Below are 20,301 nucleotides of genomic sequence, written 5' to 3'. Positions count from 1 at the left end.
AAGGTTCAAAATACCTATAATCCTTAAAATAACCTTAAATACCTAGGAAAATATTGATAAACAATTTCAATAATATTACTATTGTTAAGCCTATATTACAAAAGAAGGAGGAGAACCTATGAAAATAGGAAAAAAGAACAAGTGGAAAAAGTGGCTGGCCGGCACTCTTGCGGCAACGCTGATGATTTCCATTGCGCCTGCCGATGTGTTTGCGGCAGAAACGCGTGAAAAACAAGATCAAGCGAAAACCGCCGCCATTCCGGCCGCAGACCCGGAAAAAGATCTTCCGGCGGAAAGAGCATCTGAGCAGATGCCTCTTGATCAAAAAGATATCAATCAAGACGGTGAGATCACGTCTGAAAGAACTGAGAATTCAAAGCTTTACTATGAAGGCGAGGGTGTGTACAAACAGGAAATCTACACAGACCCCATTCATACGAAAGAAACCGCCAATGCGGACTGGGAAGACGTTTCTCCTGAATTGAAAACCGGCTCAAAGGAAGTCGGGACGGAAAATACAGTGCTGAATTCCGATTTTCTGAAGCAAATGAAAAACGGATTATACGCTACATTTGAACACGATGATCATAAGCTCACATACTCATTAACCGGCGCAAAAGGCCCCGATCAGGCTGCAATCACTCCGACAGATGCCTCAGCAAAAGTCAAGGGAGACAGCAACGAGCTTACGTATCAGCAAGTGTTTCCTGCTATTGATTTACAAACCTACACATTTAACGAAAACATAAAAGAAGACCTTGTGCTTCATAAATATGAAGGCTACAATTCCTTCACCTTTCAAATCAAAACCGACCTTCAGGCTAAAGAACAGGAAGACGGCTCGATCGCGTTTTCTGATGATAAAGACAATGTCGTCTACACCGTGCCGAAGCCCTTTATGACCGACTCAGATCTCGACGAAAAGTCAGGTGAAGTCAACAGGTCAGAAGATGTCAGCTTCAAGCTTGAAAAAAACAGCGAAGGCTACTTGCTCCATGTAACGGCCGATGAAAAATGGCTGAAAGATCCCAAGCGGGTTTATCCGGTATCTATTGACCCTTCAACATCAGTATCTGTGTCATCCGATACCTTTGTCATGAGCGCGTACCCGACGACAAACTACTCTGCCGCATCGCAGAAATGGGATGCCGGATTGAAAGCGTACGTGCTGAAAACTGGATATTATGACGGCACAACCGGAACGAACTACGCTTTTATGAAGTTTGATAATCTAAAGCCGATCAAAAACATGACGGTGACGAAAGCGACGCTCAAAGCGTACACAGCCCACTCCTATTACGGATCAAAAGCGACGGGGCTTTGGCTCGACACCGTTAACAGCAATTACGATAATGCCAAGATTACGTGGAAGAACAAGCCGGGCTCCAAAAACATCGGCAAAGCCGAGGTCTATAAAGGCCAATGGGCAAGCTTCGATGTCACCTCCGCAGTCAAGTCGTGGAACAGCGGCGGCGCCAATTACGGCTTTAAGCTTCACGCAAACGGCAACGGAAAAGAATATTGGAAGAAGCTGATGTCATCAGCAAACTCTGCTAAAAAACCATACATTGAAGTGACATACACGATTCCGAAGGCGGACACGCCGTCTGTCAAAGCGTATCATAACGGAGATTCGACAGGATTTTTCAATATCAGCTGGAAAAAAGCTGAAGGCGCCAAAAGCTATAAAGTCTGGCTCTATAACGGGAAAGAATACCAGGCCATTCCGGTCGGCAATGCAACCTCTTGGAGCACAAAAGGAAAAAACATCTGGCCGACAAAAGCGGAAATCGACTCCGGCAAATATAAGCTGCATACAGACGGAAAAGGCGGAAGTGAATTAGCGCTTAATCCTTCGCCGGTCTATAAAAACGCCGGCGGCAGCTATCCGGCAAGTAAAAATTACTGGGTCGCGGTCAGCGCGGTGTTTGACCAGGGAGAAGGCGCCATGTCTGCGGCCGCCAAGCCCGTCATTCCGAATATCGGAAGAGTTCAGAAACCGAGCACGAAAGGCTTTAATAACAACAACGCCACAGGCTGGTTTGATCTTTCCTGGAAAGCTGTATCAGGCGCAGCCGGGTATAAAATGCAAGTCTTTAACGGCAAAGGCTTTGAAACGCTTGACCTCGGAAATAAAACATCCTGGTCCACAAAAGATCAAAACATCTGGCCGACAAAGGCGGAAATCAGCGCCGGAAAATATGCGCTTCACCTGAAAGACAAAAAAGGCGCGGAATTGCCGATCAACCCGGGCCCCGTTTATAAAAACGCCGGCGGAGATGCAAATCGGAAAACTTACGGATTTAAAGTCATTGCTTATAACAAAGACGGAGAAGCGATCGCCTCACCGGAAGCGAGTCCGGCGCTGCCTGATATCGCAAAGCCGAAAAACCTGACAGGCTATGTCTATACGAACACGAAATCGAGCCAAACGGGTTATGTCAATCTCATATGGGATAAAGTCAAAAACGCCAAAGGCTACAAAATCAACATCTACAACGGAAAAGACTATCAATCATTCGATGTCGGGGATACCGATCATTGGACGACCCAAAACAAACGCATCTGGCCTTCAGCCGAAGAAGTGAAAGCGGGAAGATTCCAGCTTCACACAGACGGAAAGGGCGGCGAACTGGCGCTTGACCCTTCACCTGTTTACGAAAACGCAAACGGCAATTACAAAGGGAAGAAGAACTACTCCTTCACGCTGACCGCCTATGACGCAAACGGTGACAGCATACCGACGGCACCTTTTAACCCTGTTTTCCATGAAGGGGCGGAATTCCTCGGAACGGAAGAATTCTGGTCTATTATCGACATTCCGGACGGACAGCTGAACGGCGCGACGGGAAATGTCATCGTCAATGAGGAAGATATGTCAATCGACGGACGCGGGCCGGGGCTCGGGCTCTCCCGGACATTCAACAGCCTTGACAGCTCTGACCATATGTTCGGCCAAGGCTGGTATGCCGATGCGGAAACGTCGATCCTTTCTGAAGACGGCAGAGCCGTTTATATTGATGAGGACGCGACAACACATGTCTTCACGAAAAAATCTGACGGCACGTATCAGCCGCCGACGGGCGTTTATCTCGAACTGACGGAAACAAGCGACCAATTTGTATTAAAAACAAAAGATCAGACGAACGCTTATTTCAGCAAAAAAGGCGGCAAGCTCCAAAAAATCGTTGACGGACACAACAATACAACCGTATACGAATATAACGACAGCAATCAGCTGACCGCCATAACAGACGCATCAGGGCGCAAGCTGACATTTACCTATGATGAAAACGGCCATGTCACATCTCTTACAGGGCCGAAAAACAAAAAGATTTCATATTCATATGACAAAGACCTTCTCAAAAAGGTGACGGATACTGACGGCAGCGTCACAAGCTACGACTATGATGCCGAAGGGCGCCTCGTCAAGCAGTATTCCGCAAACAGCACGGATGACAAACCGCTGTTCACTGAATACCAATACAGCGGCCACCGTCTGGCCAAAGCCGTCAATGTGAAAAAAGAAACGTACGACTACAGCTACGACGCGGGCAAAAAAACGCTGCTCATGACGCAGCCGAACGGCCGCAAAGTGCAGTACGGCTATAATGAGGCGGGCAACCCGATTCAGATGATCGATGATGCCGAAGGGCTGAAAATCACGACCAACACTGTATACGAAGGCAACAACGTCATTCAGGACACCGATCCGAACGACGCGGATGCGGGCAAAGCGACAGAAAGCTATCAATATGATAAAGACGGCAACGTCACAGCCGTAAAAGACAACTACGGCACCGAAACGTATCAGTACAACAAAAACAATGACGTAACGAAAATGAAGGACACCGAGGGGAACATCACTGATATTGCGTACGACGGACTTGATGCCGTTTCTGAGACGGATCAAAGCGGAAAATCCTCATCCGCCGCCGTGTATGACAAGTACGGAAATCTCATTCAATCAAGCAAAGAGCTGGCAGCTTCGGCAAGTCTGCTGAAAGACGGCAGCTTTGAAGAAACAAAGCTGGGCTGGAATCTCACCGCTACGAGAGACAGCGGAAGCATCGCGTCTGTCAAAGGAAGAAGCGGCGCGCTGTCCGGACAAAAAGCATTGGAGGTCACCTCACAATCCTCTACTGCCGGAACAGAGCACGGCCATGCGTCCGCAACGCAGGAAGTGCAGCTAGAGCCGAATACGACGTATACACTCAGCGGCCAGATCAAAACGGATCTGACGAAGGCAAGAGCGTATTTCAACATTGATCTGCGTGACAAAGACCAAAAACGCATTCAATGGATTCACAATGAATCAGGCGCATTAGCCGGAAAGAATGACTGGACGAAACGGCAGATCACCTTTACAACACCGGCCAATGCAGGAAAAGCCATCGTCTATATGGAAGTGGATCATAACGACAAGGACGGCAAAGGAAAAGCGTGGTTTGATCAGGTTCAGCTGGAAAAAGGCGAAGTCTCTTCAAGCTATAACCCGGTGCAAAACAGCAGTTTCACGGCCAAAACAGATGGCTGGAGCACAAGCGGAGCCGCCGCTGACCTTGATGAAGGCTTCGATGATGACAGCTCATTAAAAGCGTCCCGCACAAATGCATCACAAGCCAATGCGGCCGCAAAACAAACCGTTACGCTAGGCCAAAGCGCGGACGATAAGCCGGTATATATCACGCTGACAGGGATGTCCAAGGCTGACGGCGTAAAATTAACGAACGACAATGATTACGCTCTTCAGGCTGACGTCACTTATGCGGACGGCACGACGGGCGTATACACCGCCAAATTCCCGCAGGGGACACAGGAATGGAACCGGGCGGCGGCAGTCATTCCGAAAACAAAGCCGATCAATAAAATCGAAATCAGCATTCTGTTCCAAAAAAGCGCCACAGGAACGGCGTGGTTTGATGATATCCGTTTAATCGAAGGAAGCATCCTGACGAAAAACACCTATGACGAAAAAGGAAACTACGTCACAAAAGAAGAAGACGAACTAGGGTATGCAAGCACTGCTTCATATGACGAGACTGGAAAGAAAATGTCTGAAACCGACGCGAAAGGCGAAACAACCGCCTACGAATACGATCAGGCCGACCAGCTGACAAAGCTGACCTTGTCAAACGGCACATCCATCCTTCACAGCTATGACAAGGAAGGAAATGAGCTGACAAAAACGATTCGGGCCAGCGCAGACCAGACCTATCAATATGAATATGACGTCATGGGCAAGCTCGTCAAAACAACCGACCCGCTCGGCAATGTACTGAAGAGTGAATATGACGCCAACAGCAACTTGACGAAAACCGTTTCCGCCAACGGCAATGAAGTGTCGCTGACCTATGACGGCACCGACCGGGTTAAGTCAAAAGCGTATAACGGCACTGAAAAATACAACTTTACCTATGACAAAAACGGCAATGAAACATCGGTCACAAACAAAGAACAAAATACAACGAAAAAACGCACCTTTGACAACAAAAACCGCCTGACCGAATTAACCGACCGCGGCGGCAGCCAAAGCTGGACGTATCCGGCTGATTCGGATAAGCTGAAAACTTTCTCATGGAGCCACGGCGGCCAAAAAGGAACAAACAGCTTTACGTACAACAAACTTGATCAAATGATTGAAATGAAAGACGGCACTTCAGCCTATACATTTGATTATGATGAAAACGGCAATGTCCAGACATTCATCAGCGGAAATGAAGTCGGCACGAGCTTCTCATATGATGAGCGGAATCTTGTCAGCTCTCTTCATATCGGAGCGAAAAACGGCGGCAGCATCTTCCGGGAAAGCTATGAATACGACGCCAACGGCAACCGCACGATCATCGACAGCTCAGCGGGCGGAAAGGTGCAGTACGAATACGGCAAGCTCAACCAGCTCGTCAAAGAAACTCATGAAGACGGCACCGTCATTCAATATACGTACGACGGCTTCGGCAACCGGACAAATGTTACCACCACAAAGGACGGCGCAAGCAAATCAGTCAACGCATCCTTCAACATCATGAACCAGCTGACGAAGGTGAATGACGAAGACCTGTCCTACGATAAAAACGGCAACCGCACATCCGACGGCAAATACACATATACGTGGGACGCGGAAGACAACCTGACCGCCGTCACGAAAAAAGGCGAAGACAAGCCGTTCGCAACATACAAATACGATGAAAAAGGAAACAGAATCCAAAAAACCGTCAACGGAAACGTCACGAACTACTTCTACGACGGAGACAGCTTGAATGTCCTGTATGAAACAGACGCCGACAACAACGTCACTAAATCATACACGTACGGTGACAGCGGCCAGCTGTTATCCTATACAAAGAACGGCAAGAAATATTTCTATCACTACAACGCACACGGCGACGTCATCGCCATCTCAGACAGCACCGGAAAAACCGTTGCCAAATATCAATACGATGCATGGGGAAATCCGACAAAAACCGAAGCGAGCGACGAAGTAAAAGACAACCGCTACCGCTACGCAGGCTACCAGTACGATGAAGAAACCGGTCTATACTATCTCATGGCCCGCTACTACGAACCAAGAAACGGCGTATTCCTATCACTCGACCCAGACCCGGGCAGCGACGGCGATTCACTGGATCAGAATGGGTATACTTATGGAAACAACAACCCAGTGATGAACGTCGATCCGGATGGGCATTGGGTGTGGATGGTAGCAGGAGCTTTAATTGGCGGAATTTCATCTTATAAAGCAGCAAAAGCAAAGGGGGCAAGAGGTTGGAGGTTAGTTGGATCTGTAGCCTTAGGTGCTGCTGGCGGAGCAATCGGAGGAAACTATCTACGAGTAGGACGTACTCTATATAAGGCTGGAAAATTATCTAAAACGTATTGGAACGCTAGAAAAGTTGCAAAAGCAAACAAAGGTGTAATTAAAAGAGCTAGAAATAAAAAAGGTTGGGTAGTTACTACTAAAAAACATACAGTAAGATTAATGGGAAGGAATTCAGGACAAAGGAAAAGACCTTATTATCGAATGAGTCATCATAAAAAAGGGGCCATGAACGCAAAGGGACACTATTCAAATAAACAAGCTGAGACTCATATTAAATTAAGATGGCATTCATATAGAAATATCAATAAAAGATTACGTAAGGGGAGATAAACGATGTACAAAACAATAAATGAATGGGTAGATTACATAGATGGGGGGTGCGCTGTCCTTCATTTTGATTTTCAAGTGTTTAAAAAAGAACTTTCACTTAAGATTCAGGTCGTTGAAAATAAAGCCGAATATACGCATAACATTCTTTTTCAAAATGTAGCATCTGTTTATTTTAGTGCAGATATTGGTGATATGAGATTAGAAAAAATAGATCCTGAAGAATACAATTGGCAAGTATTTGAGATGAGTTACCACCCGGAAGGAATCGGAAATCTATCAAATGCTGTAATTCCTGAGTATCAATCAAATGCTAATTTTCTCATTGACATGAACAGAATGCTGATTGCTATAGAAGCTGAAACAGTTCGCTTTGATGATCAATCATTTTATGCGTATCATTCGAAATCATAAATAAACAAATAAGAGAGGTTCCCAGCCTCTCTTTTCTTACATAACGAAATCGTTTGCGGAGGTAAACATGAACACTCCTTTAAATTTACAAAAAGAATCATTGAGGGCTATAGGGAATCTGAATGTGATTAATCCGCTTAAATACAATTCGATTTATTCATGTGATCTAGTGAGTAAAGATACTTTTTCTCAATTAATGAATGACTTAGAATTCGAAACAGTTCTGATAGAAGTAATGGCATCACCTTCTTTTATTGAAGAATGGAAGAAGAAGGTTGAAAAGAAAATGATAAATATGAATACTGTATCGAAAAAGTTAATTCATATTGAATGTGTCCTAACCAAAGAAGAATTGATGGCAGATCACTTATTGGATGAATTATATTTTTTAGCATCGATCAATGATTTTGTTGTTATAATAGCAAACCCTTCCAACAATAAGTCCTATATGAATCTGAACACTAAAAAAGTTGATGTAAACACTGAGTATAATGAAAAAATCATTTGGTTTGAATACGATGCAGCAGATTTATATATCATTGATTAATTTGATATAAATTCCAGATTCCTAATCAACGGAGTGTTGCTGATGTTAGAACTTACCGCGGAGCGGGTTGGGTCATATAAAAGAGAGCACATCATCTATTTCAATGCGGGTCGGGATGATCAAGTGTTTATTGTGTCGGTGCATGATCACAAAGTAATATTGGAGGTTATGAAAGGCAGCTCTCTTTTAATCAAAAAAGAGTTACACGGATTTTCTGAAGATACCCATTTCTATCTGGTTGATTCGTATGATGACACTATCGTGATCGTTTACCTGGAAAATCATACGTGTCAATTGGCCGCATACTGCGTAAACAGTAATAAAATCAATCCGATTTGTTCTTTTCTATTAAGCGCCAATGTATTTCATCTGGGTGAGGATGGATTATTATGGATCGGATTAACAGACGAGGGTATGTATGATGAGAGAAATCCTCAAGGAAAAGCGATATTTGCTTTTCATGCAGAAGACAGAACGTTTTATTTTGAAGACGATTTTAAAGAAATGATGCATGAATGCTATGCCGTACAATCGATCAAATCTGATTTGTATGTATGTTTCGAGGGAGAGGATTGCTGTGTCATCGGGCATTATCAGATTGGACGGGATAGAATTCGTACTGTTGCAGAATATGTGCTGGACGGCGATCAATACTCCTATTGTGATCAGCTATCCGTTTCGAAAAAAAGGGTGCTGCTGATTCAGAGTCACGAGGATACCCTATTTACATTTCATGAAGAGCACAAAGGCTTATCAGAGACTGACGTCATGATACACGGTATTGATAGAAAAGGAGAAACAACGTACAGAGCCGTCCAGGACCGCATTTTTATCTTTAGTGATAACGATTTATATCTGGTAAAGTATTGATACTTCTGTGCAAAATGAAAGTATCCTGTAAGGAAGTGCTCAGTGATGAGAGAAAAGTTAATTGACAAGCTTGAGGAAAACAAAAGGCATTTTTTAATGAAACAGGTGCGTGCCTCGTTAAGATCTTGTGAAGAATCAGGGTTTGTTTATCAATTAGCTGAGGCAGAACAAAGCAGGCAGATATTTGAGACTATATTATCGAATTCTTTCCCAAGTGCAGTGCGTGAAGTTGATATAAGCGACAGGGAGACAGCTATATCGCTTATTTTAGAAAACATTGCGGACACGGGGGTTGAACGGATGAATGATATTGTTTATCTGTTTCATCCGTATAGTGATGAAGTCGGCGCTATCAAATGTGCGCTGAAGGATTGTGCATGTCATCTGCACTGTCTCATGGATTTTATAGATTTTGAAGGCCGGCTGCTTTCTAACAGCTTTATTTTAGTTGAGCCGTCCTTCTCATTTGCTATCTGTTTATTTCACACAGAATACGGCTGTGAGCTTGTGTATAAACCGCTGAAAAGAGGTTCAAAATGCATCCCTTTTTTATAAAAAACACAAAGGAATCGGCGGTTTTTCAATCCCAAATATATTCCTTATTTCATGAAAACAAAACGTTGCCCGAACAAGTATTTAAACAACGAAAACATTATTATCTATTCGAAGAATTCCACTGGGTCTTGTCTGAAGAAGGCTGGGAGATGCTCAAAAGTTTGGCGCATCATCATCACGATGATTTTATCTTAATGGCTGTTCTGGCACAACTGGATGATATGAATCGGTTTTACGAGGAATTCGGTTATTTTAACTGGTTAAAGATTCCTTTATATATAACCAAAGATGAATATCTTTCAATCTTAACTGATTATCCAAAGTACAGTAAAAATGACAGCATAATGAATATTGCATCCCGCGTCGTATGGGCTTCACCGACTTTAAAGTGGGCGATTTACGGAGAGAGAGAATTTGAAATTTGTATTTTAGGCATTGATCAGGAGATTGCGGGAAAAACGTTAGAATCATGGAGGCTGTTAGATGATCATGTTTTAGACTGGATATCAGTTGTATTCCCGGATCAGACTGTTCCGGATGAATTTCAAAAAAAGCTCACCACGCATTATAAATACAAGGGGCAATGACATGAAAATAAAAATGAACAAGATACACGATGAATCAGTAAAAGGATGTTTTTGTCACTTTGACAACTGCGGACGTCAGTATCTTGGTCAGCATCAGAATGACGGGCTTTCGTTTACGATCATCGACGAATCCGGCGCTACCCGAGTGCTTCATATCGATGAACAAATCCCGTATGAGGATATTATGCTGTTCCAACAGAGTTCGGCTGACTGGTATCTGTTGATTTTCTTTGAATCGCATGAGTATAAAGTGAAAGTATTTTCAGCAGAAGGAACTGAACAAAGTGCATTTTCTCTGCCTTCAGGGGTTTCATGCAGTCTTTTGGATGAAAAACAAAACCTGTGGATCGGTTTAAGTGATGAAGGTATTTATAGTGATGAAAATCCTGAAGGGCACAGTGTGCTGTGCTTCACTTTAGACGGGCAGCTAAAGAAAACTCACATTGATCAGCAGCTTTCAGAAATGTATGCGCCCGCGGCAGATGACTGCTATGCACTTGCAGAAAAAAATGGACTGATCTACATGCTGTATTATTCATATACAGTCATTGCTGCGTTTGATGAAACCGACGTGAAACGAGTGTGGATTATTTCTGATAAAGCATGTTCAGGGGTTTACGATCAGCTTGCGATTTCAGGTGACGGGTTTTGGATATGCAAAGATGATCATTCACTGTCCCTCATTCCGGCTGATGTCAGTCTGCCGGTGCAAGAGATAACGTGCTGTGATGCGGATGGTGATGAGCTTTCCGGGCATCAGCTGAAGCTGACTGGCAATGCCATTTACGCGGTCTCGAATTCGGGGATTTATAAGCGGGATATCAGTAATTGGAAAGCGTCAAAATGAGATGATGAAATCCAACAGATATTCTTTAAATGATGACGTCATCCGAAACCTGAAATTATACAAAAAAGATTTAGAGGGGCCGCTGCCTTCAGATACAGGGAGATTCGAAGAAGACTTTGAGGGGGTCGCCTGCTCTGGGGATTTTTATGAATACTTCGCGCTTATCTGCGGCGGCTTAGATTTTGTTTTGGCGAATAAACAAATGCCTGCGAGGCAGCGTAAAGCCTTATATAAATCCTTTTTTGAGCTGTATCCTCAATATGCGCAGCTGAAAAATGCTTTAACGGATTATCCGGAGCTCAGCCGGGAAATCGGGCGGCACGAACGGGCCCGGAGGCTGTTAGTCAGCATTTTAAACAAGAAATGAAAGGCAGGATTCTGACGTGACAGAACCTACAAGAGCAGAATGTCTGAAGAAGGCTGGTCTGATCCTGAACGGTCAAGCGGCGAGAGAAGAAGTGTCGGATTGGGCGTGCGAGTACGTGGCTGCAGATGATCCGGCGGTTGAGGACGAAACCGTTTGGGAGATGCTCGTATATTTGAGCGGGTTTGATCTGAAAGATTCGCCTGATTCGTATCTGCATACGTTAGAAGAATTAAGAGATTGGATGCAGAAATATATGAAAATGCATGAAGAAAGGGTGCGTTCATGTCGGAATTAGTCTTTACAAGAATTCATACAAAAATCAACTCAAGCGGCCCAATCATCCTGTCCATGAATGCAACGGAGCTCATCGTACTGGCTCAGGAAAAGCGGCAAGATGAATATATCAACCGCATTTTCATATTCCGGAACAGGGATGGACACTTACGTCATCGCTATCAAATTGAAACATCTAAGAAAATCATCGGTGTTCAAAAATCAAGAGATTTATTTTTGTTTCTTATCCATAAGGACTATGAGGATGGGATGGTTTATGAAGCACCGAATATTTATGTATGGCACCCGATTAAAGGATTTTACCATTCGTTTTACGGGGGCCGTTACATCCGGTCAATGACAGTCGATTCTGCGAGTAATTTGTGGCTGGGTTACGATGAATCGGGAATATTTTCTTGTCTGGACGACGATATCAGTTCAAAAGGCGTGACCCTCTTTCCTTTTGTAGACGGAATTTGGAAATCTCGTTGTGATTCTTTCTGTACGTCTCCGCACCTTATTGATCATTTTTATGGGGCGTATGCAGAAAAGGATGCTCTTTATCTTCATTACTGTACGCTTGGTGAAGATTATATCCGGAAGGTCGATTTGCAAGGCGAAACGTTAAGCTTTCATAAGGCAGACTTTGACTTTAGTGCACAATTCAAGATTGGTTCATCATATTACTTTTTGATTCGGAATGAAGCTTCGTGCCGAATTGACAAGGCAGTAAAATTTCATAACATGGCGAAACAGGCTGGGGAATATCAGCTCACTGATAAAGTCTCAAGAAAACCTCTCCGTTTTACACAAGTGGCTGCATATCAAGATAAAGCTGCGGGGGTTGATGAGAGCAACCGGCTTTACTTACTAAGCTGACGGCAGCTTTTGAAAAGGGACGGGCAGAGGTGAAACGTTTGAAGCTGCGGGAGGAGTAATACATGAATTGGCACTGTTTGAGTGAAGAGGAGACAGAGCGCTTGTGGCGCAGGGTGAATCGCGCAGTGAAATGGAAACCGGGCAGTATATTTGCCTCTATAAAACCTCCAAAACCGTTTCAGATCTTTGATGTATCTCAAGAATTCAATGATGAAAAAGGGAATATCAGTTTTTTGGAAGATGCAGAGGTGCAGTTGCTAAAGGCATTTCAATCTTGTACGTTAAAGCAAGAGTTTATATATGCGCTGGACTGGCAGCATGAATGTTATCTATTTAATCCTCATGCGCCAATTGATAAAGATGAATTCGGTGAATGGCTGGTCCCCGTTATTCCAAACGGAGACTATTGTTTCTTTATTCATCAGGACTTCCAGTGGGGGCTGCTAGGGGATCCGCGGCAGCAAACCATTACGGTTTTTGGCTCACCGCTAATAAGGGCGATAGAAAGAAACGCTCCTGTCTTATTTCAAAAGTGAAGACCGCTTGCGAATGAATCTCATGCTTTTACGGGAGGAGGAATAACAGGATGACAGAAGAAGAGTTCAGAGCTGCGGAAAAAAGCTTGGGAGCAACTTTTCCGAAAGCATATAAACGGCTGATTCATAAAAAGAACCCTGCGGAAATCGGAGAGTGGATTTTTTTCCCTATCCGTGAACAAAGCCGCTTACAGAAAACCTGGGATGATGTGATCAGGCAAAACAGTGTATGCAGAGAAGAAAGCATGCCCGACGATTTGATCGTAATTGCCGACAACGGAACCGGGGATAAGCTGTGCTTGAAAAAGACGGACAGCGTAATGGAGGAGACTGTTTATCTGTGGGATCATGAGACTGCCGATGTTGAGTTGTATGCCGCTTCTATAGGGGAATTTATAGAAAATGAAAAAGAATAAGTGGCTGATTCAGGAGCTTTTAGAATTCCGCCTCCTCCGGGAAGGGGAGATTTCTGCAATTGAGTTGGCACTTTCCTCCGAGTATGAACATCATCTCATTCGTGTAAGGCTCACATGCAAAGACGTTTCTTCCGTTCAAATAAAAGAAATGGAGAGTCAAACGGCTGGCTCAGGCATTGTAACAATTGATCCTGCTGACGGCGATGATGGACAGCATTTTCTCGTGGAGGAGTGGGAGAACCAAACGTTCCGCTTTTACTGCCGTCAATATGAAGCAGCAGAGAAGAAGGTGTTAAGTAAGGAGGCACAAAATGGAGTGGCACAAACATGAGAAAGCAGTTCTGCTGGGGCCGGATTCGCCGGGTTGTTTTGAATTGACGGAGTTTACGTTCTATACCAGGTATAACGAGTTTTGTGATAAAATCCCGGTGTTTGAGCTGAAGCTGACTGATGGACAGTATGATGCCGTGCTGCGGTTTGAAGGTGTGAGGGCTGCCCGGCTGGATGATCTTGAAAGCATCACCGACATCCATCTGGATATCAGCCCGGTCGACGGCGGCTGGGAATCGATCCGCTACTATGTCGATGACGGGGAAGGAAGCATGAGCTTTTATTGCGCCAAATGGGTCGTGCTTGACATGAAGAAAAAGCAGTCCCCCGAATGGCCCGGCAAAACGTCAGGGTAAAGCGGCGGCATTTCGCGTATAATGAGGGGAGCCGGACAGAGAAGGAGTTTAGTCATGAATGAGTTTAATGAATATGCGATCAGCCCCGAAATCCGACGGGCGCTGAATGGCTTGCAATACACCGAGCCGACTGAAGTGCAGCGGCGCGTCATCCCCGCCGCGCTGCAAAAAAAAGACCTCGTCGTCAAATCGCAGACGGGCAGCGGCAAAACCGCGGCTTTCGGCATTCCGATCTGCGAGCTTGCGGAATGGGAGGAAAACAAACCGCAGGCGCTGATTTTAACGCCGACCCGCGAGCTTGCGGCGCAGATTAAAGAAGATATCACGAATATCGGCCGTTTCAAACGGATAAAAGCCACGGCGGTTTTCGGAAAAGCTTCTTTTGACAAACAGAAAACCGAACTGAAGCAAAAAAGCCACGTCGTTGCCGGAACGCCGGGGCGTGTGCTTGATCATATAGAAAAAGGGACGCTGCCGCTTGAACGGCTGGCGTATGTGGTTATTGACGAAGCGGATGAAATGCTGAATATGGGATTTATTGAACAGGTGGAAGCCATCATTCAGCATCTGCCGAAAAACAGAGTCACCATGCTGTTTTCAGCGACGCTGCCGGATGACGTCGAGAAGCTGAGCCGCACATATATGAAAGACCCTGAATTGATTGAAGTAAAAGCGGAAGGCCTGACGACAAAAGACATTGAGCATTTTGTCACCAGAACAGAAGAAGAGGACAAAACATCTTTGCTGCGTGATGTCCTGATCACCGAAAACCCGGACAGCTGCATCATATTCTGCCGGACAAAAGAAAGAGTCATCCAGTTAACCGATGAGCTGGACAGGCTGGGCTACCCTTGCGATAAAATTCACGGCGGCATGGTGCAGGAAGACCGCTTTGACGTCATGAATGAATTCAAGCGCGGTGAGTTCCGCTATCTCATTGCGACCGACGTTGCCGCCAGAGGAATTGATATTGAAAACATCAGCCTCGTCATCAATTATGATATTCCGGTTGAAAAAGAAAGCTATGTGCACCGCACCGGCAGAACGGGCCGCGCCGGACACCGCGGACGGGCCGTTACGTTTGTGACGCCGTCTGAATCGCGGTTTCTGAATGACATTGAGACATATATCGGTTTCCGCATCCAAAAGCGGGAAGCACCGTCAGAAGAAGAAACAGCGGAACGGAAAGCAGCTTTTGCGGAAAAACTGAACGCCCGCCCAGACGTCAAAACAGACAAAAGCGAACAGTTAAGCAAAGACATCATGAAACTGTACTTTAACGGCGGGAAAAAGAAAAAACTCAGAGCGGTCGATTTTGTCGGAACGATTGCGAAAATCGACGGCGTTTCAGCCGATGATATCGGGATTATCACGATTCTGGACAACGCATCGTACGTCGAAATTCTGAACGGCAAAGGCCCGCACGTTCTTGACATCATGAAAAATACAACGGTCAAAGGCAAAAAACTGAAAGTCCATAAAGCCAAGAAATAAAAAAAGAAAGCCTGCCGCGCGCAGGCTTTTTTTACGCCGTCTCCTCGGGGACGAACGCAAGAATGCCAATCCCGATTACAAACAAAATGATCAGGCTGAACACGGCGGCTGACGAATTTCCGGTCAGCTGGGCGGTGACGGCAATCAAAAGCGGGCCGATAATCGAAGCGAACTTGCCGAAGATATTATAAAAGCCGAAAAACTCATTGGCGTTCTGTTTGGGGACAAGCTTTGCAAAGTAAGAGCGGCTCAGCGCCTGAATACCTCCTTGGGAAGTGGCGACAAGCATAGCCAAAACCCAGAAATCAAAAGCGGAATCCATAAAATAAGCATACGTGCAGACAATCATATACACGCCGATTCCGGCATAAAGCATCGTTTTTCCTTTAAACCGTTCGGCCAGCCGCCCATACAAAATCGAAAAAGGCGCGGCGACGACCTGAGTGACAAATAAAACAATCAGCAGATTTGCCGCGCTGATGCCGAGGTCAGCCCCGTATGACGTGGACATCGTAATGATGGTGCCGACCCCGTCGATGTAGAAGAAATAGGCGAGCAGAAACAAAAACAGCGCCCGGTGCTTCCTGATCTGCCTCAGCGTGCCGGCCAGCCGTTTAAAACTGCTGATTACAAGCCGCGGCTCCCTCTTGATATAATAGCGCTGGCGGACGCGGAGAAGGAGCGGGATCGAAAACAGCCCCCACCATGCCGCCGTAATCAAAAAGGCAATGCGGCCGGCAGCCTGGGCGGACAGCGGAATCACCTCCGCTTGTGCTGAAAGAATCACGGCAATGCTGAGGAGAAAAGGGATCGTACTGCCGATATAGCCCAGCCCAAACCCTCTGGCGGACACCATATTCATCCGCTTCTTTGCGGCCACATCAACGAGAAACGCATCATAAAACACATTAGACCCGGCAAAGCCGATCGTGGAAATCGTATAACAAATTAATAACAGCATCCAAGATTCGCCGGGAATCAAAGCCAGCGCGGCTGTGCCCGCCACACCGATCAGAAAAAAGAAGGCAAAAAACCGTTTCTTGCATCCTTTGTAGTCGGCAATCGTTCCTAGGACGGGGCCGAGCATCGCCAAAATAAAAGTCGCGGCGGCAATCGTATAGCCCAAATAAGCGGTAGAATCCGCCGCGCTGACACCGTTTTCCGCCGCCGCGGCTTTAAAAAACAAGGGGAATACCGCCGTCATAATAATGACCGAATAAGCTGAATTGGCCCAATCATACAGCATCCAGCTGCTTTCTTCTTTCGAAAACCGTTTCATCACACACGCTCCTTCCCAAAAACCGGTTCTCTGCATTATATGCGCCGCTGCCTCATCGTTGGACAATGATTTCTGAACGGCGTTTTCTGATTGACCTGGAGATATTGACCTAGTTCAAAAAGGATGTAAAATCAAGGTGTAGCAGGTAAATGGTCAGGCGGGAGGGAGACAGAATTGAAGATTGCGAAAGTCATTAATAATAATGTTGTCAGTGTGCTCAAAGAAGGCAATCAGGAATTGGTTATCATGGGCCGGGGCATTGCTTTTCAAAAGAAAACGGGAGACCCGGTAGATGAAGCCCGCATTGAGAAAGTGTTCACGCTCGATAACAAAGATGTATCCGAAAAGTTCAAAACCCTTTTGTATGATATCCCGATCGAATGTATGGAAGTATCCGAAGAGATTATCAGCTATGCGAAATTACAGCTCGGCAAAAAGCTCAATGACAGCATCTATGTGTCGCTGACCGACCATATTAACTTTGCGATCCAGCGCAATAAGAAAGGGCTGGATATCAAAAATGCCTTACTGTGGGAAACGAAACGGCTGTACAAAGACGAATTTGCAATCGGCAAACAAGCGTTGGCCATGGTAAAAAACAAGACTGGCGTGTCTCTGCCGGAGGATGAAGCAGGCTTTATTGCGCTGCATATTGTCAATGCCGAGCTGAATGAAGAGATGCCCAATATCATCAACATTACAAAAGTCATGCAAGAGATTTTGAGTATCGTAAAATACCATTTTAAGATTGACTTCAACGAGGAATCACTTCACTATTATCGGTTTGTCACCCACTTAAAGTTTTTCGCGCAGCGTCTTTTTAACGGCACACATATGGAAAGCCAGGACGATTTTTTGCTGGAGACAGTGAAAGAAAAGTACCATCGGGCGTATGAATGCACGAAGAAAATCCAAACATGCATTGAGAGGGCGTATAAGCACAAGCTCACCAGTGACGAGCTGCTGTATTTAACGATTCACATAGAAAGGGTAGTCAAATAAGCATAATGAAAGCGTTGGCATTTTTTTCTTCATTCACATATGATCTTGTTAGGATTGTTACTGATAAGCAGGCAAAACCTAAATTACAATGAGCGCTGATCATTTCTGTTTGTGCTGATGGTAATTTAGGTTTTTTTAAGATTCATTATTATCATTATTCTGACCGATGTCCCCTTTTAACGGAATCATGTATGATCAATAAAGAAATCGCTTTCAAAGAAAGGGGAATGCCGACATGTTTTATCGTATGAAACGAGTGCTGCTGCTTCTTGTCACTGGATTGTTTTTGAGTTTGTGTGCGATCACTTCTACTGCATCAGCTCAAACAGGCGGATCGTTTTTTGAACCTTTTAACAGCTATAACTCCGGATTATGGCAAAAAGCAAATGGTTATTCCAATGGAGATATGTTCAACTGCACGTGGCGTGCAAATAATGTATCAATGACGTCATCAGGTGAAATGCGTTTGGCGCTGACAAGCCCGTCTTATAACAAGTTTGACTGCGGGGAGAACCGCTCCGTTCAAACCTATGGCTACGGACTTTATGAAGTCAGAATGAAACCGGCTAAAAACACAGGGATCGTTTCATCGTTCTTCACTTATACAGGTCCAACGGATGGCACTCCTTGGGATGAGATTGATATCGAATTTTTAGGAAAAGACACGACAAAGGTTCAATTTAACTATTATACAAATGGCGCGGGAAACCATGAGAAGGTTGCGGATCTCGGATTTGACGCGGCCAATGCCTATCATACGTATGCGTTCGATTGGCAGCCAAACTCTATTAAATGGTATGTCGATGGGCAATTAAAACATACTGCGACAAGCCAAATCCCGACAAACCCGGGAAAGATCATGATGAACTTGTGGAATGGGGTAGGTGTCGATGACTGGCTCGGTTCCTACAATGGTGTAAATCCGCTATACGCTCATTATGACTGGGTGCGCTATACAAAAAAATAATGTACAGAAAAGGATTTCCGCTGGCGGAAATCCTTTTTTAATTAAAACGAAATAATCCCAATCAAAAGCGCCGCAATCGTCATCACAATCGTTGTCCCCACGGCCCATTTGATGGTGAATTTTTGATGATCGCCAAAGCTGACGCCCGCCATTCCGACCAATAGATAGGTGGATGGCACAAGCGGGCTGAGCAGATGCACCGGCTGGCCCAGCAAGGAGGCTCTTCCGATTTCAGCGGCGTCTATTCCGTAAGCGGAAGCGGCTTCGGCGATGATGGGAAGCACACCGAAGTAAAAGGCGTCATTTGACATGAAAAAAGTGAAAGGCATGCTGGCAATCGCAGTGATCAACGGCAGATACGGGCCCATGGCATCAGGGATGAGGGAAACGAGAGAATGCGCCATCGCATCCACCATTTTTGTGCCGGAGAGAATGCCTGTGAATATGCCTGCCGCAAACACCATTGAGACAACGTTTAACGCATTACCCGCATGCGCTGAAATCCGTTTCTGCTGCTCTTTGACATTTGGATAGTTGATCATCAAGGCGATGGCGAACGCGATCATAAAAAGAACAGGGATGGGAAGCAGGCTGGTGATCAGCGCGGCCATCAGAGCAACAGTCAGCAACAGGTTGAACCACTGGAGAGCGGGACGCTTGAGCGGCGCCGCCTCCGGATCAGAAGACGGCGTGTGTTCAATCGAAATGATGCCGAGCCGCTTCCGTTCTTTTTTTCCGAGGAGATAAGCAACGGCGATCACCCAGAGAACGCCGGCAATCATAGCGGGAATCAGCGGCGTAAAGACTTCCGACGTGTCCAATTTCAAGGAAGCCAAAACCCTCGCCGTCGGCCCGCCCCACGGAATAATATTCATGACGCCCGAACCGAGCATCGCAATCCCCGCCAGCACCAAACGGTTCATGCCGAGCCGTTTGTAAAGGGGCAGCATTGCCGCAATCGTAATCATATACGTTGTTGTCCCATCTCCGTCCAGCGAAATGGTCATTGTCAGAACCGCTGTGCCGATGGCGATTTTTAACGGATCCCCTTTGACAAGCGATAGAATTTTGGCAATGAGGGGATCAAACAGACCTGAGTCAATCATAATGCCGAAATACAGGATGGCGAATAACAGCATGATCCCGGTAGGAGCGAGGTCTGTAACGCCTTGAATCATCATCTCGCCGAGATCTTTGCCAAATCCGCTGATCAGGGCAAACACAACAGGAACGACAATCAAAGCAATAAGAGCGGAAAGCCGATTAGACATAATAAGATACATAAAGACAATCATCATCACAAAACCGAGTATGGCAAGCACGATATGACCTCCCCTGTTCAACAGCTATTTTGGTAAGCGCTTTCACAATTTATTTCTGTGAAAATGGCTTATTTCAAAATGTGTATGACCGCATATGTAAATACAGACCTAAA

Annotated in this window: 19 protein-coding genes; 17 read left to right on the top strand and 2 right to left on the bottom strand. The window is 45.4% G+C overall.

Annotation, left to right across the window (positions count from 1 at the left end; genetic code table 11):
• Positions 1 to 118: 118 nt before the first annotated feature.
• From JNUCC22_RS18365 to JNUCC22_RS18295, 15 genes are all read left to right on the top strand, one after another.
• On the top strand, positions 119 to 7,150 hold the full coding sequence (locus JNUCC22_RS18365) for a DNRLRE domain-containing protein (RefSeq protein ID WP_216061981.1): 7,032 nt from the start codon (positions 119 to 121) through the stop codon (positions 7,148 to 7,150).
• A 3-nt stretch (positions 7,151 to 7,153) separates the two neighbouring features.
• Positions 7,154 to 7,561, top strand: a complete 408-nt coding sequence (locus JNUCC22_RS18360; protein ID WP_015387499.1) for a YxiG family protein — start codon at positions 7,154 to 7,156, stop codon at positions 7,559 to 7,561.
• A 67-nt stretch (positions 7,562 to 7,628) separates the two neighbouring features.
• Entirely contained in the window at positions 7,629 to 8,108 is a 480-nt protein-coding gene (locus JNUCC22_RS18355; RefSeq protein ID WP_039063832.1) for a hypothetical protein, read from the top strand.
• A 42-nt stretch (positions 8,109 to 8,150) separates the two neighbouring features.
• Complete coding sequence (locus JNUCC22_RS18350) at positions 8,151 to 8,978, top strand: hypothetical protein (protein ID WP_072589729.1); 828 nt, start codon at positions 8,151 to 8,153, stop codon at positions 8,976 to 8,978.
• 45 nt (positions 8,979 to 9,023) lie between these two features.
• Positions 9,024 to 9,533, top strand: a complete 510-nt coding sequence (locus tag JNUCC22_RS18345; RefSeq protein ID WP_072589728.1) for a YxiF family protein — start codon at positions 9,024 to 9,026, stop codon at positions 9,531 to 9,533.
• Positions 9,515 to 10,120 (top strand): hypothetical protein, encoded by a 606-nt coding sequence (locus JNUCC22_RS18340; RefSeq protein ID WP_044802380.1) that lies wholly within the window; start codon positions 9,515 to 9,517, stop codon positions 10,118 to 10,120. The genes JNUCC22_RS18345 and JNUCC22_RS18340 overlap by 19 nt, the downstream gene beginning before the upstream one ends.
• Before the next feature lies 1 nt (position 10,121).
• Positions 10,122 to 10,967, top strand: coding sequence for a hypothetical protein (locus JNUCC22_RS18335; protein ID WP_044802381.1), 846 nt, complete (start codon positions 10,122 to 10,124; stop codon positions 10,965 to 10,967).
• 1 nt (position 10,968) lies between these two features.
• Complete coding sequence (locus JNUCC22_RS18330) at positions 10,969 to 11,334, top strand: YxiJ family protein (protein WP_072589727.1); 366 nt, start codon at positions 10,969 to 10,971, stop codon at positions 11,332 to 11,334.
• A gap of 16 nt (positions 11,335 to 11,350) precedes the next feature.
• On the top strand, positions 11,351 to 11,629 hold the full coding sequence (locus JNUCC22_RS18325) for a DNA-binding protein (protein WP_072589726.1): 279 nt from the start codon (positions 11,351 to 11,353) through the stop codon (positions 11,627 to 11,629).
• Positions 11,617 to 12,486 (top strand): hypothetical protein, encoded by an 870-nt coding sequence (locus JNUCC22_RS18320; protein WP_072589725.1) that lies wholly within the window; start codon positions 11,617 to 11,619, stop codon positions 12,484 to 12,486. Before JNUCC22_RS18325 ends, JNUCC22_RS18320 begins: the two co-directional genes overlap by 13 nt.
• Before the next feature lie 62 nt (positions 12,487 to 12,548).
• Complete coding sequence (locus tag JNUCC22_RS18315; RefSeq protein ID WP_072589724.1) at positions 12,549 to 13,022, top strand: DUF2716 domain-containing protein; 474 nt, start codon at positions 12,549 to 12,551, stop codon at positions 13,020 to 13,022.
• Between the two features lie 50 nt (positions 13,023 to 13,072).
• Positions 13,073 to 13,438 carry an SMI1/KNR4 family protein gene (locus JNUCC22_RS18310; protein ID WP_072589723.1) on the top strand — a complete coding sequence of 122 codons (366 nt, stop codon included), beginning with the start codon at positions 13,073 to 13,075 and terminating at the stop codon, positions 13,436 to 13,438.
• Positions 13,425 to 13,769, top strand: coding sequence for a hypothetical protein (locus tag JNUCC22_RS18305; RefSeq protein ID WP_072589722.1), 345 nt, complete (start codon positions 13,425 to 13,427; stop codon positions 13,767 to 13,769). The genes JNUCC22_RS18310 and JNUCC22_RS18305 overlap by 14 nt, the downstream gene beginning before the upstream one ends.
• Positions 13,750 to 14,124 (top strand): hypothetical protein, encoded by a 375-nt coding sequence (locus JNUCC22_RS18300; RefSeq protein WP_072589721.1) that lies wholly within the window; start codon positions 13,750 to 13,752, stop codon positions 14,122 to 14,124. The genes JNUCC22_RS18305 and JNUCC22_RS18300 overlap by 20 nt, the downstream gene beginning before the upstream one ends.
• Before the next feature lie 54 nt (positions 14,125 to 14,178).
• Positions 14,179 to 15,618, top strand: a complete 1,440-nt coding sequence (locus tag JNUCC22_RS18295; RefSeq protein WP_072589720.1) for a DEAD/DEAH box helicase — start codon at positions 14,179 to 14,181, stop codon at positions 15,616 to 15,618.
• A gap of 31 nt (positions 15,619 to 15,649) precedes the next feature.
• On the opposite strand, the gene JNUCC22_RS18290 is transcribed toward JNUCC22_RS18295, so the two are convergent.
• On the bottom strand, positions 15,650 to 16,900 hold the full coding sequence (locus tag JNUCC22_RS18290; protein WP_108655016.1) for an MFS transporter: 1,251 nt from the start codon (positions 16,898 to 16,900) through the stop codon (positions 15,650 to 15,652).
• 171 nt (positions 16,901 to 17,071) lie between these two features.
• On the opposite strand from JNUCC22_RS18290, the gene licT reads away from it, so the two are divergent.
• The gene (licT, locus tag JNUCC22_RS18285) at positions 17,072 to 17,899 is read left to right on the top strand and encodes a BglG family transcription antiterminator LicT (RefSeq protein ID WP_025285501.1); all 828 of its coding nucleotides are present in this window, start codon (positions 17,072 to 17,074) and stop codon (positions 17,897 to 17,899) included.
• Between the two features lie 235 nt (positions 17,900 to 18,134).
• Complete coding sequence (locus JNUCC22_RS18280) at positions 18,135 to 18,866, top strand: beta-glucanase (RefSeq protein WP_072589718.1); 732 nt, start codon at positions 18,135 to 18,137, stop codon at positions 18,864 to 18,866.
• A 41-nt stretch (positions 18,867 to 18,907) separates the two neighbouring features.
• Here the strand turns inward: JNUCC22_RS18280 and citH are convergent, their stop codons facing one another.
• Positions 18,908 to 20,188, bottom strand: a complete 1,281-nt coding sequence (gene citH / locus JNUCC22_RS18275; protein WP_072589717.1) for a citrate transporter CitH — start codon at positions 20,186 to 20,188, stop codon at positions 18,908 to 18,910.
• Positions 20,189 to 20,301 lie beyond the last annotated feature (113 nt).

This window comes from Bacillus sp. JNUCC-22 (genome assembly GCF_018861275.1).
In the GTDB taxonomy this organism is placed as follows: domain Bacteria; phylum Bacillota; class Bacilli; order Bacillales; family Bacillaceae; genus Bacillus; species Bacillus velezensis.
The sequence above is the reverse complement of the archived record's forward strand: the minus strand, read 5'-3'. Positions and strand labels throughout refer to the sequence as shown.

Excerpts from the sequence above, each read along its gene's own strand:
- JNUCC22_RS18350 (WP_072589729.1), top strand. The coding sequence starts at position 8,151 with ATGTTAGAACTTACCGCGGAGCGGGTTGGGTCATATAAAAGAGAGCAC.
- JNUCC22_RS18300 (WP_072589721.1), top strand. The coding sequence starts at position 13,750 with ATGGAGTGGCACAAACATGAGAAAGCAGTTCTGCTGGGGCCGGATTCG.
- JNUCC22_RS18295 (WP_072589720.1), top strand. The coding sequence starts at position 14,179 with ATGAATGAGTTTAATGAATATGCGATCAGCCCCGAAATCCGACGGGCG.
- JNUCC22_RS18355 (WP_039063832.1), top strand. The coding sequence starts at position 7,629 with ATGAACACTCCTTTAAATTTACAAAAAGAATCATTGAGGGCTATAGGG.
- JNUCC22_RS18340 (WP_044802380.1), top strand. The coding sequence starts at position 9,515 with ATGCATCCCTTTTTTATAAAAAACACAAAGGAATCGGCGGTTTTTCAA.
- JNUCC22_RS18280 (WP_072589718.1), top strand. The coding sequence starts at position 18,135 with ATGTTTTATCGTATGAAACGAGTGCTGCTGCTTCTTGTCACTGGATTG.
- JNUCC22_RS18330 (WP_072589727.1), top strand. The coding sequence starts at position 10,969 with ATGATGAAATCCAACAGATATTCTTTAAATGATGACGTCATCCGAAAC.
- JNUCC22_RS18320 (WP_072589725.1), top strand. The coding sequence starts at position 11,617 with ATGTCGGAATTAGTCTTTACAAGAATTCATACAAAAATCAACTCAAGC.
- JNUCC22_RS18315 (WP_072589724.1), top strand. The coding sequence starts at position 12,549 with ATGAATTGGCACTGTTTGAGTGAAGAGGAGACAGAGCGCTTGTGGCGC.
- JNUCC22_RS18335 (WP_044802381.1), top strand. The coding sequence starts at position 10,122 with ATGAAAATAAAAATGAACAAGATACACGATGAATCAGTAAAAGGATGT.
- JNUCC22_RS18305 (WP_072589722.1), top strand. The coding sequence starts at position 13,425 with ATGAAAAAGAATAAGTGGCTGATTCAGGAGCTTTTAGAATTCCGCCTC.
- JNUCC22_RS18365 (WP_216061981.1), top strand. The coding sequence starts at position 119 with ATGAAAATAGGAAAAAAGAACAAGTGGAAAAAGTGGCTGGCCGGCACT.
- JNUCC22_RS18310 (WP_072589723.1), top strand. The coding sequence starts at position 13,073 with ATGACAGAAGAAGAGTTCAGAGCTGCGGAAAAAAGCTTGGGAGCAACT.
- JNUCC22_RS18345 (WP_072589728.1), top strand. The coding sequence starts at position 9,024 with ATGAGAGAAAAGTTAATTGACAAGCTTGAGGAAAACAAAAGGCATTTT.
- JNUCC22_RS18360 (WP_015387499.1), top strand. The coding sequence starts at position 7,154 with ATGTACAAAACAATAAATGAATGGGTAGATTACATAGATGGGGGGTGC.